This is a genomic window from Streptomyces sp. NPDC087901, from assembly GCF_044742205.1.
Taxonomy (GTDB): domain Bacteria; phylum Actinomycetota; class Actinomycetes; order Streptomycetales; family Streptomycetaceae; genus Streptomyces.
Genome location: NZ_JBIUUC010000008.1, coordinates 334,990 through 346,756 on the forward strand (window position 1 = coordinate 334,990; position 11,767 = coordinate 346,756).

Consider the following 11,767-nt stretch of genomic DNA (forward strand, 5'->3'; position numbering starts at 1 on the left):
ACTCGGACTCGGACTCGGACTCGGACTCGGACTCGGACTCGGACTCGGACTCGGACTCGGACTCGGACTCGGACTCGGACTCGGACTCGGACTCGGCCCCGGCCTCCGGCACCGGGCCCGCGTCCGCGTGCCTGCGAAGCGCCGCCATGGCCACGGTGCGCAGGGCGGTCAGCAGCGGGGCCACCGCCGGTTCGTGGCGCAGGGGCAGGTCGTCGCCGTCGACCTCCAGCGGCACGCCCGCCGAGGTCAGGGCCCGGCGCACCGCGGGGATGGTGCGGCCGCCGGCCCTGACCAGGACCGCCATCTCGTGCCACGGCACCCCGTCCTCCAGATGCGCCCGGCGCAGCAGGTCGGCGATGTTCTCCAGCTCCGTGGACGCGGTCGGGTAGGTGTACGTCTCCACGCTGCCGCCCTCGCGGACAGCGCCGAGCTCCCGATGGGCGCGCACCTTCGCCGACGGCAGCCGGGTGAGCGGCATCCGGCGGGTGAGGAGCCGGGTCGCGGCAAGCAGCCGGTCGCCGGAACGGCGCGAGGTGGTGAGGACGCCGACCGGGGCCGGGTCGCCGTCCGCACGCCGGAACTCGTCCGGGAAGTCGAGGATGCCGTTCACATCGGCGCCGCGGAAGGCGTAGATCGACTGGTCCGGGTCACCGAACGCGATCAGATTCCGGCCACCGCCGCCGCCCGGGGCGCTCCCCCGGTTCCCGGCCAGCGCATGGAGCAGCCGCACCTGCGCCGGGTCGGTGTCCTGGTACTCGTCGACGAACACGGTGTCGTACTGACCGGCCAGCAGCGCCGACACCTCGGGTCGCTCCGCGAGCAGCACGGCGCGGTGGACCAGCTCCGCGTAGTCCAGCACGCCCTGGGCGTCCAGCACGTCCAGGTACTCGGCGAGGAACGCGGCGGCCGCACCCCAGTCGGGGCGGCCGGTGCGCCGGGCGAAGTCGGCGAGGGCGTCCGGGCCCAGGCCCAGCTCACGGCTGCGGGCGAGCACCGCGCGTACCTCGTCGGCGAAGCCGCGTGTGGTCAGGCAGGCCCGCAGTTCGTCGGGCCAGCGGATGTGGGCGCGCCCCTGCTTCTCCAGGTCGAGCTGGCCGGCCAGCAGATCGCGGACGGTGACGTCCTGTTCCGGTCCGGAGAGCAGCCGCAACGGGTCCGCGAAGAGGTCGGCGTCCTGGTGAGCGCGCACCAGGGCGTAACAGAAGGAGTGGAAGGTGGTGGCCTGCGGTCCGCGGACGGCTCCGAGCCGGGCGGCCATCCGGTCACGCAGCTCCACGGCGGCCTTGCGGCTGAAGGTGAGGATCAGCATGCGGGCCGGGTCGCCGCCCCTGGCGACACGGGCGGCGACCGCTTCGACGAGCGTGGTGGTCTTGCCGGTCCCGGGCCCCGCGAGAACCAGCAGCGGGCCACCGGCGTGGTCAACCACCGCCCGTTGCGCCGCGTCCAGGAGAGGGGGATCCACGGAGCCCGGCAGGGTTCGCACCAGCCGGTACGCGCCCGTGGTCCGACGCCGTGCCTGGCGGTGCGGACTGTTCCGGGTGGTGGAGGAGGAGCTCACGTGGCGATCGCCGGTCCTGGTGGGTGTGCTGGGGTGCTGGAGGTGAGGGCGCGACGCGTGCCGCGAACTGACGACGCTACTCCGGCGAGGCCGCCGATTGGGGCGGGACGGATGCGTGGATCGTCACGTTCCGCCGGGGATCGTGGTGCTGCGTGGGCGAAGAGCGCGGCACGGCCGGCGAGTGGGACCGGGACGCGAGGCTCCGCCGGGCCGGAAGGACCCACCGGCGGGAAGAACCCCGGGCCGTACCCGCTTCACGCTTCCTCTACGTCGTACGGGCCCGGCTCCGCCCGATGTGCCGCCGGATGGCCGAAGCTGTCAGGTGTGAGCTCCCCCGCCGTCGTCGCCCTCCCTGCCCGGCCCGCCCGGTGCGCCGTCCCACCGTGCACTCCGCATGTCGAGACGCGGGACGTGGCCGTCCGCGGAGCGCGAGGCCTCGCGCAGCGGGGTGTTCTCCTCGCGGTAGTGATCGAGCGCCCGCAGCTCGTGGCCGGGCAGCAGCGCACCGTCGGCGCGCACCACACGCCACCACGGCACCGCCGCCCCGTAGAGCGCCATGACCCGGCCGACCTGGCGCGGGCCGCCGTCTCCCAGCCACTCCGCGACGTCGCCGTACGTCATGACGCGGCCGGGCGGGATCAGCTCGGCCACGTCGAGCACGCGCTCCGCGTACTCCGGCAACGCGTCGCTCGTCGGTTGTTCGCTCATCCGGCCCATCCTGCCGTACGCCACCGACAGTCCGGCCTCTTCCGTGTCCGGCCGGACACGGAGTGTGCGCGGGAGCGGAATGGAGCGTATCTTGCGCATCGCGCGCCCCCGCATCGCACCCTGATGCCCCCCTCAGCCCGGCGGCCGTGCCACCATCATGCGGGCGGTGACCGGTGATACGAGAACACGAAGACCAATCAGAGGCGACGAAGGAGCAGGGCGTGCAGCCACCGAAGGCGGCCGACGCCTCTGATGCCGAGCCCCACCCCGAAGAGAGCGGGCAGGAGCCCGGCACCGGCCCGCAGACCCCCTCGGATCACCGGGAAGGCTCGACGCTCTCGACCTCCGACGCGGCACTGTCCGACCGCGTCTCCGGGGACGAACCCCTGCTCCCCGCCCGGGTGCACCGCCCCTCCGATCTGCTGCGGCTCCTCATCGGGGTCCTTGCGGTGGTCGTGCTGTTCGCCGTCGCCGCATTCGCCCACGGCACGACGGCCGGCCTCGAACAGGACATCAACAAGGGCACAGGACAGGCGCCCGATCTGCTCATCAAGATCGCCGGTCTCGTCTCCAGCATCGCCGTGCTGCTCGTCCCGGTGGCCTTCGCCATCGAGCGGCTGATCAAACGCGACGGGCTGCGGATCGCGGACGGTGTCCTGGCCGCCGTGCTCGCGCACGGGGTGACGCTCGCCACGGATCTGTGGGTGTCCAATTCCGCGTCCGGCACCATTCAGGACGCCCTGACCCAGCCGCAGCCCGGTGACGCGCTCACCGACCCCGTACACGGCTATCTCGCCCCGGTGATCGCCTATATGACGGCGGTCGGCATGGCGAGACGGCCCCGGTGGCGGGTCGTGCTGTGGGTGGTGCTGCTGCTCGACGCCTTCACCATGCTGGTGGGCGGCTACACGACCCCGCTCTCGATCATCCTCACGGTGCTGATCGGCTGGACGGTCGCGTACGGCACGCTGTACGCGGTCGGCTCGCCGAACGTCCGGCCGACCGGCCAGCACCTGATGGCCGGTCTGCGCCACGTCGGCTTCCGGCCGGTCACCGCGATGCGCGCCGACGACGCCCCCGACTCGGGTGGCGACCAGAGCGACCGCGGGCGCCGCTACGTGGTCTCCCTGGAGGACGGGCCACCGCTCGACGTGACGGTCGTGGACCGCGAACAGCAGGCGCAGGGCTTCTTCTACCGTGTGTGGCGCAGGCTCACCCTGCGCGGCATCACCCAGCGGCGTTCCATCCAGTCGCTGCGCCAGGCACTGGAGCAGGAGGCGCTGCTCGCGTACGCGGCGATCGCCGCCGGCGCCAACGCCCCCAAGCTGATCGCCACCTCCGAGCTCGGTCCGGACGCCGTGATGCTGGTGTACGAGCACATCGGCGGGCGCTCGCTGGACGCGCTGGAGGACGCCGAGATCACCGACGACCTGGTGCGCGGCGCCTGGCGGCAGGTGAAGGCGCTCCAGTCGCGCCGGATCGCGCACCGCAGGCTCACCGGTGACGCCATCCTGGTGGACCGTTCCGGCAAGGTGTTCGTCACGGATCTGCGGGGCGGCGAGATCGCGGCCGGTGACCTGGTCCTGCGGATGGACGTCGCCCAACTGCTCACCACCACCGGCCTGCGGGTGGGCGCCGAGCGGGCGGTCGCGTCCGCACTGGCGGTGCTCGGCCCGGACGCCGTCGCGGACTCACTGCCGCTGCTCCAGCCGATCGCGCTCAGCCGCTCCACCCGCGCCCACCTGCGCAGGCTCGCCCGGGAGCGGTCGCAGCGCGAGCGCGAGGCCGTACTGGACGCGTCGGACGCGGCCAAGCGGGCCCGGGCCCAGGACGCGGAGCTCCCCGACGACGCCGGCCGCAAGACCGCCCGCAAGTCGCTGCGCACCGAGAAGCAGGCCGAGAAGCGGGCCATGGACGACGCGCTGGACGGGGCCCGCGAGGAGGATCTGCTCTCCCAGATCCGCCAGGAGGTGCTGCTGATCCGGCCGCAGGCCCCGGTCGAGCCGGTCCGTCTGGAGCGCATCAAGCCGCGCACTCTGTTCAGCTTCATCGCCGGTGCCATCGCCGCGTACTTCCTGATCTCGCAGGTCACCGAGGCCGACTTCGGTGCGGTTGTCGAGCAGGCGGAATGGGGCTGGGTGGCGGCCGCGCTCGGATTCTCGGCGCTCAGCTACATCGCGGCCGCGATGAGCCTGCTGGGCTTCGTGCCCGAACGGGTGGCGTTCGGCAGGACGGTACTGGCGCAGGTGGCCGGCTCGTTCGTGAAGATCGTGGCCCCTGCCGCGGTGGGCGGAGTCGCGCTGAACACCCGGTTCCTCCAGCGTGCCGGCGTGCGCCCGGGGCTGGCGGTCGCGAGTGTCGGCGCCTCGCAGCTTTTCGGTCTCGGGTGCCACATCCTGCTGCTCGCCGCCTTCGGGTATCTGACCGGTACGGAGAAGACCCCGTCCTCGCTCACCCCGTCCAGGACCGTGATCGCGGGGCTGCTGACGGTCGCCGTGCTGGTGCTGGTGGTGACGGCGATCCCCTTCCTGCGGAAGTTCGTGGCGACCCGGGTGCGGTCGCTGTTCGCCGGGGTCGTGCCGCGCATGCTCGATGTCGTGCAGCGGCCCCAGAAGCTGCTCACCGGAATCGGCGGGATGCTGCTGCTGACCGGCCTGTTCGTGATGTGTCTGGACGCGTCGGTCCGGGCGTTCAGCGGTCCGGACACGCCGCACCTCAGTTACGCGAGCATCGCGGTGGTCTTCCTCGCCGGCAACGCGCTGGGCTCGGCGGCGCCGACCCCGGGCGGTATGGGCGCGGTCGAGGGTGCGCTGACCCTCGGTCTGATCGCGGTCGGCCTGCCCAAGGAGGTCGCGGCACCCGCGGTGCTGTTGTACCGGCTGCTCACGCTGTGGCTGCCGGTGCTTCCCGGCTGGCTCTGCTTCAACCATCTGACGCGCAAGGGCGAGCTCTAGAGGCTGCGGCCCGCAGGCGTCCACCCGCTTGGACCGGCGCCCCGTGCACCCCCCGGGGCGCCGCTACACGATGGAGCGATGAGGACCTCCCCTGCCCTGCGCACCGCGGCCCTCGCCGCCACCGTGACCGTGCTGCTCCCCCTCGCCGGCTGTTCGGACGGGGGTGGCGAGGAGAGCCCGCCCCGCTCCGCCGAGGCCGCCGCGGCCACCACCCCCTCCGGCCTCGCCTCCCAGCAGCTGAAGTGGACGCCGTGCCCGGCCCCCTCCCAGGCACAGGGCGGCGGAGCCTCACCCACCCCACTGCCCGGCGGGGCCGTCTGGGAGTGCTCGTTCATGAATGTCCCGCTCGACTACGCGGAGCCGGACGGCGAGACCATCGAGCTGGCGCTCGTCCGCGCGAAGGCGATGAACGCGAAGAAGCGGATCGGCTCGCTCATCTTCAACTTCGGCGGCCCGGGCGCTTCCGGTGTCGCCACCCTGCCCGCCTTCGGCACGGAGTACGACAAGCTCCGCACACGGTACGACCTGGTGAGCTTCGACCCGCGCGGAGTCGGCCGCAGTGCGGGCGTGGAGTGCGAGGACGACGCACAGCTGGACGCGCGGTACGAGGGCGACGGCACGCCCGACGACGCGGCGGAGGAGAAGGAGTTCACCGAATCCACGAAGGCGTACGCGGCGGCCTGCGAGAAGAACTCGGGCAAGAAGCTCCCCTTCGTGGGAACGACGAACGCGGCCCGCGACATGGACCTGATGCGCCAGGTCCTCGGCGACGACAAGCTGTACTACTTCGGCATCTCGTACGGAACCGAACTGGGCGGCGTCTACGCGCACTTGTTCCCCAAGCACGTCGGCAGGTCGGTCCTGGACGCGGTGGTCGACCCGACGGAGGACGCGGAACAGTCCTCCCTCGGCCAGGCCAAGGGATTCCAGCTCGCGCTGGACAACTTCGCCAAGAACTGCGTGGACCGGGGCGACGCCTGCACGCTGCCCGGCTCCACCGCCGAGGAGGTCGAGCAGGGGGTGTCCGGCCTTCTCGACCGGCTGGAAACGAAGCCCGTACCGGGCATCGGTTCCCGGAAGCTGACGCAGACACAGGCCACCACCGGCATCGCGGCCGCCCTCTACTCCAAGGAGACCTGGCCCCTGCTGGAGCAGGGCGTGGACGAGGCCGACGGCGGCAACGGCGCGCTTCTCCTCGCCCTCGCGGACTCCCTCAACGGGCGCTCCGAGGACGGCCGCTACGACAACTCCGCCGCGGCCAACACCGCCATCAACTGCGCCGATTCCAAAGAGCGGTTCACCCTCGACCGGACCAAGGAGAAGCTCCCCGCGTTCCACGACGCCTCACCGGTGTTCGGCGACTACCTCGGCTGGGGTCTGATGGCGTGCACCGGGTGGCCGGTGGCGGGCGCCTGGGACACCCCGGACGTCAGCGCCGAGGGCGCTGCCCCCGTCCTGGTCATCGGCAACACCGGCGACCCGGCGACTCCGTACGCGGGCGCGAAGGCGATGGCCGAGGAGCTGGGCGAGGGCGTCGGCGTGGAGATGACGTACAGGGGCGAGGGCCATGGCGCGTACAACAGCGGCAGCTCCTGTGTGCAGAAGGCGGTGGGCGGCTACCTCCTCGACGGCAAGGTGCCGGCCGCCGGGACGGTCTGCGGATAGGTGTGCGACAGACGTGCCGGTCCGCGCGCCTACCATGGGCGCGAACTGCCGGACGGGCAGGCACGACGGGGAGGGATGTACACGTGGTCGCATACGTACGGGCCGGGGCGCTGGCCGCCGCCGCACTGCTGCTGACGGGAGCGCTCGCGGGCTGCGAGGACGGCGCGGACGACAAGCCGGGCAAGCAGGCGGAAGGCACCACGGCTCCGGCCGCCTCACCGTCCGCCGCCCCGTCGGCCGAGGCGAGCGACAAGCCCGTGCCCTCCTCCCTCACCTCGCAGCGCCTTGACTGGAAGCGGTGCGAGGCCCCGGAGGGCGGCAGCGCCCCGGGCTCGGCCTGGCGCTGCACAACGGTCAAGGTCCCGCTGGACTACGCGAAGCCGGACGGCGACACGATCGGGATCGCGCTGATCCGCAAGGAGGCCCGGAACAAGGACCGGCGACTCGGCTCGATGCTGTTCAACTTCGGCGGACCGGGCGGCTCGGGCGTCTCCATACTGCCTCGCGCCGCCGGCTCGTACGGGACGCTCAACACCCGCTACGACCTGGTGGGTTTCGATCCGCGGGGGGTGGCGCAGAGCGCCGGGGTGCGGTGTCGCACGGACCGGGAGCAGGACAGCGCCAACCGGAACGTCGACATGACGCCGGACACGGCGGCGGAGGAGGCGGCGTTCATGAGGGACGGCGCCGGCTTCGGCGCGGGCTGCGAGCGCCGCTCGGGCAAGGTCCTGCCGTTCGTCGGCACGACGAACGCCGCCCGGGACATGGACCTGATCCGCGAGGTCCTCGGCGACAAGAAGCTGACGTACTTCGGTATGTCGTACGGCACCGAGCTGGGCGGCACCTACGCGCACCTCTTCCCCGAGAAGGTCGGCCGCACCGTCTTCGACGCCGTCGTCGACCCGACCGCGGACACCACCGGTCACGCCCGCAACCAGACCACCGGCTTCCAGCGGGCGCTGGAGAACTACCTCAAGGACCGCGGCCAGGACCCGGAGAAGGGGACGCAGCGCATCGCCGCGCTGCTGAAGCGGATCGACGCGAAGCCGCTGCCGACCGGTACGAGCCGCGAGCTCAACGAGTCGCTGGCGATCACCGGCATCGTGCTGCCGCTCTACTCCAAGGACAGCTGGCCGACGCTCACGCAGGCCCTGGACGAGGCGGAAGGCGGCACCGGCTCCATGCTGCTGCAGCTCGCCGACTCGTACAACGGCCGCGACGAGAAGGGCCATTACGACACCCAGAACCACTCGCAGCGCGCCATCTCCTGCGCGGACTCCACGGCCCGGCCGACGGCGGCCGAGGCGAAGGCGTTGCTGCCCGAGTTCAAGAAGCTGTCCCCGGTCTTCGGCCCGTTCCTGGCCTGGGACACCGCGGGCTGGTGCTCCGACTGGCCGGTGGCGGGCGAGCACGACACCCCGGAGGCCAGTGCTCCGGGCGCCGGTCCCATCCTGGTCGTGGGCACGACCGGCGACCCGGCGACACCGTACGAGGGTGCGCGGAAGATGGCGGACGAGCTGGGCAAGGGCGTCGGCATCCTGCTCACCAACAAGGGTGAGGGGCACGGCGCGTACGGCGGGAACAGCTGTGTGACGTCGACGGTGGACACGTACTTCCTGGACGGGAAGGTGCCGACGGACGGCAAGACCTGTTCGTAGCGCAACCGTGTGTACGTCGAAGGGGCCGGCCCGCGTGATGCGGACCGGCCCCTTCGAAGCGTTCAGCCTCTAGTACACCGGCTTCTCGGGCTCGATCTGGTTGACCCAGCCGATCACGCCGCCGCCGACGTGCACCGCGTCGGCGAAGCCCGCCGACTTGAGGACCGCGAGGACCTCGGCACTGCGGACACCGGTCTTGCAGTTCAGGACGATGCGCTTGTCCTGCGGGAGGTCCTGGAGGGCGTTGCCCATCAGGAACTCGTTCTTCGGGATCAGCTTGGCGCCGGGGATCGCGACGATCTCGAACTCGTTCGGCTCGCGAACGTCGATGAGCTCGATCTTCTCGTCCGCGTCGATCCACTCCTTGAGCTGCTTGGGAGTGATCGTGGAGCCGAGCGCCGCCTCCTGGGCCTCCTCGGACACGACGCCGCAGAAGGCCTCGTAGTCGATGAGCTCGGTGACGGTCGGGTTCTCGCCGCAGACCGCGCAGTCGGGGTCCTTGCGGACCTTGACCTGGCGGTACTGCATCTCCAGCGCGTCATAGATCATCAGCCGGCCGACAAGCGGGTCGCCGATGCCGGCGAGCAGCTTGATGGCCTCGTTGACCTGGATGGAGCCGATGGACGCGCAGAGCACGCCCAGGACACCGCCCTCGGCGCAGGACGGAACCATGCCGGGGGGCGGCGGCTCCGGGTAGAGGCAGCGGTAGCAGGGACCGTGCTCGGACCAGAAGACGGACGCCTGGCCGTCGAAACGGTAGATCGAACCCCAGACGTACGGCTTGTTCAGAAGCACCGCGGCGTCGTTGACGAGATAGCGGGTGGCGAAGTTGTCCGTGCCGTCCACGATCAGGTCGTACTGGGCGAAGATCTCCATCACGTTCTCGGCTTCGAGCCGTTCCTCGTGAAGGATCACGTTCACCAGCGGGTTGATGCCCAGCACCGAGTCCTTGGCGGACTGGGCCTTGGACCGGCCGATATCGGCCTGGCTGTGGATGATCTGGCGCTGCAGGTTCGACTCGTCGACCTCGTCGAACTCCACGATGCCGAGCGTTCCGACACCGGCGGCGGCCAGGTACATCAGAGCCGGGGAGCCGAGACCGCCGGCGCCCACACAGAGCACCTTCGCGTTCTTCAGCCGCTTCTGCCCGTCCATCCCGACATCCGGGATGATCAGGTGGCGGGAGTACCTGCGGACCTCGTCGACGGTGAGCTCAGCAGCTGGCTCGACCAGGGGTGGCAGCGACACAGGAACCTCAACAATGCAGGTGGTCGGTTTTTACGTACTTCGGCTACGTACGGTTGTTCTTGCCGTAACACTGCCACGCCCCCTCTCATTCCGAGATACCAGGTCCGATCCGCGAGACAATTTCGTCCCAGTACCTGGGCAGAGTCGCAAATGGATCACTTTGTCCGCGCCCGTTTCCGGGATCGGCCTCTCCGGTGCGGTCCGTGAAGAAGATCGTCCCTGCACCCTGCCAGCGGGCGATGCGCATCGCCTCGTCCAGATGGGTGCGCGGAACACCGTGGACGAAGTGGGCGAAACGGCCGGGCGGGTAGGCGGCGGTCCACTCCGCCACCTGCGACCAGCGGTAGTCGGTCCACGCGCCGCGGAAGGTGACGAGCTGGTCGGCGGCCTCCGCGTAGCCGGGATAGGGATGGGTGTCGTGCCCGAGCACCAGATGCCCGCCGTGCTGTGCGCTGTCGCTGTCCGCCAGGAGGGCGGACAGGGTGCTCGTGAGACGGCGTACGGCCGGGAGGCCCGCGCGCTCCGCCGGGCAGCGGTCGACATAGAAGCCGTCGACGCGGTACCAGTCCAGATAGGACCGCGCGTCGGCGACCAGCTCACCGAAGGGCCGGTTGCCGTGGGCCAGGTCGAGCCGGCCGAGCAGCCGGCCGGCCGAGGCCCGCACCGCGTCGAGCGGCTCTTCGCCGTGTACGGCCCGTTCGCGGGCGTTGCGGAGCCGGCCCGCGGCTTCCAGGCAGTGCGGGTCGGGGCGGGCGCCGGGGCCGTTGTCGATATCGAGAACAGCCCAGTGCAGCGGGGTGCCGGGGCGGGCGAGTTCGGCCCATTCGGCCGGTGCGAGCAGCGGGTGCGCGTACCCCGGGACGCCGAAGCCGAGCTGATCGGCGCCGCTGGTGCGGCGGGCGGTGCCGGTACTGGTCAGATACGGCACGCCGCCTCCATCCAGATATCGGCGAGCGACTCCTCCAGATTGATCCGGGGCCGCCAGCCGAGCCGGTCCCTCGCGGTGCGCACATCGGCCTGCTGCCACGCACCGCAGCCGTCCGGATAAGGGGACGGGGTGACCGCGAGGTGCTCCATGACCGATTCGGCGGAGGTTCGCGGGGCGCCGATGGGCAGGCGGGCGGGGGGCGTGTCCAGCTCGTGGAGTGCGCCCGCGTATCCGGCGACCTTGGCCAGGACGGCCGCGGCGTCGCGCAGGCGCACGGCGCGGCCGGTGCCGATGTTGACGACGCCCTGCGCGGCGGAGAGCGAGGCCGCGTGCACGGCGCGTGCGACGTCCCGGACGTCGACGAAGTCGCGCTGTACGCCGAGGCCGCTGAGCTTCAGCTCGCCGTCGCCCGACTGCATGGCGCGGCGCATCGCCTCGGCGAGCCGGCCGAGCGGGGAGCCGGCCGGGGTGCCGGGGCCGACCGGCGAGAAGACCCTGAGCACGACCGCGTCGAGGCCGGAGCCGAGGACGAGCTCGGTGGCGGCGAGCTTGCTGACACCGTACGGGCCGCCGGGGCGCGGAATGGCGTCCTCGGCCGTGGACGAGCCGGGCTGCGAGGGTCCGTACTCCGAGGAGCAGCCGACCTGGACCAGCCGGGCGGTGCAGCCGCTGCGCCGCATCGCCTCGCAGACCGTGGCGACGGCGACGGTGTTGTGACGGGTCAGGTCGCGGGCCCCGCCCCGGGTGGCGCCGGCGCAGTTGACGACGACTCCGGGGTGGACGGCGTCCAGGAAGCGGGTGAGCGCCCCCGGGCTGCCGCCGGCGAGGTCGAACCGTACGTCGGCGTCGTCGCCGCGGCCGAGCGCCGTGAGGTGGACGGCGGGGTCGGCAAGCAGCCGGTCGGCCACGAACCGGCCGAGGAATCCGTTGGCTCCGAGCAGCAGCACCCTCATCGCGCGCCCCCTCGGTGCCGACGGCGGGCTGCCGGTGCGAGGTATTGGGGGGTCATGTCCGGTTTCTCCTTGAGCAGTTGTGTGCGTTCGGGAAG

Annotated in this window: 8 protein-coding genes; 3 read left to right on the forward strand and 5 right to left on the reverse strand. The window is 71.6% G+C overall.

Annotated features, from left to right (window positions below):
• Together ACIOEW_RS25345 and ACIOEW_RS25350 are read right to left on the reverse strand one after the other, a co-directional pair.
• Positions 1 to 1,558, reverse strand: a 1,558-nt coding sequence (locus ACIOEW_RS25345) for an ATP-dependent helicase (protein ID WP_401966131.1), incomplete at its 3' end; no start/stop codon positions are given.
• A gap of 318 nt (positions 1,559 to 1,876) precedes the next feature.
• Positions 1,877 to 2,266: an MGMT family protein gene (locus tag ACIOEW_RS25350; protein ID WP_401966134.1), complete on the reverse strand. Its 390-nt coding sequence runs from the start codon at positions 2,264 to 2,266 to the stop codon at positions 1,877 to 1,879.
• Between the two features lie 221 nt (positions 2,267 to 2,487).
• On the opposite strand from ACIOEW_RS25350, the gene ACIOEW_RS25355 reads away from it, so the two are divergent.
• The 3 genes from ACIOEW_RS25355 (at position 2,488) to ACIOEW_RS25365 (ending at position 8,543) form a co-directional block, all read left to right on the forward strand.
• Positions 2,488 to 5,220 carry a lysylphosphatidylglycerol synthase domain-containing protein gene (locus ACIOEW_RS25355; protein WP_362557520.1) on the forward strand — a complete coding sequence of 911 codons (2,733 nt, stop codon included), beginning with the start codon at positions 2,488 to 2,490 and terminating at the stop codon, positions 5,218 to 5,220.
• Between the two features lie 78 nt (positions 5,221 to 5,298).
• Positions 5,299 to 6,885, forward strand: a complete 1,587-nt coding sequence (locus ACIOEW_RS25360) for an alpha/beta hydrolase (RefSeq protein ID WP_401966136.1) — start codon at positions 5,299 to 5,301, stop codon at positions 6,883 to 6,885.
• Positions 6,886 to 6,968: 83 nt separating this feature from the next.
• On the forward strand, positions 6,969 to 8,543 hold the full coding sequence (locus ACIOEW_RS25365) for an alpha/beta hydrolase (protein WP_362557516.1): 1,575 nt from the start codon (positions 6,969 to 6,971) through the stop codon (positions 8,541 to 8,543).
• A 69-nt stretch (positions 8,544 to 8,612) separates the two neighbouring features.
• On the opposite strand, the gene moeZ is transcribed toward ACIOEW_RS25365, so the two are convergent.
• The 3 genes from moeZ to ACIOEW_RS25380 form a co-directional block, all read right to left on the reverse strand.
• Complete coding sequence (gene moeZ, locus ACIOEW_RS25370; protein ID WP_362557514.1) at positions 8,613 to 9,791, reverse strand: adenylyltransferase/sulfurtransferase MoeZ; 1,179 nt, start codon at positions 9,789 to 9,791, stop codon at positions 8,613 to 8,615.
• Positions 9,792 to 9,876: 85 nt separating this feature from the next.
• Positions 9,877 to 10,719 carry a spherulation-specific family 4 protein gene (locus ACIOEW_RS25375; protein ID WP_401966139.1) on the reverse strand — a complete coding sequence of 281 codons (843 nt, stop codon included), beginning with the start codon at positions 10,717 to 10,719 and terminating at the stop codon, positions 9,877 to 9,879.
• Entirely contained in the window at positions 10,707 to 11,672 is a 966-nt protein-coding gene (locus tag ACIOEW_RS25380; RefSeq protein WP_351002632.1) for an NAD-dependent epimerase/dehydratase family protein, read from the reverse strand. Before ACIOEW_RS25380 ends, ACIOEW_RS25375 begins: the two co-directional genes overlap by 13 nt.
• Between the last annotated feature and the right edge of the window lie 95 nt (positions 11,673 to 11,767).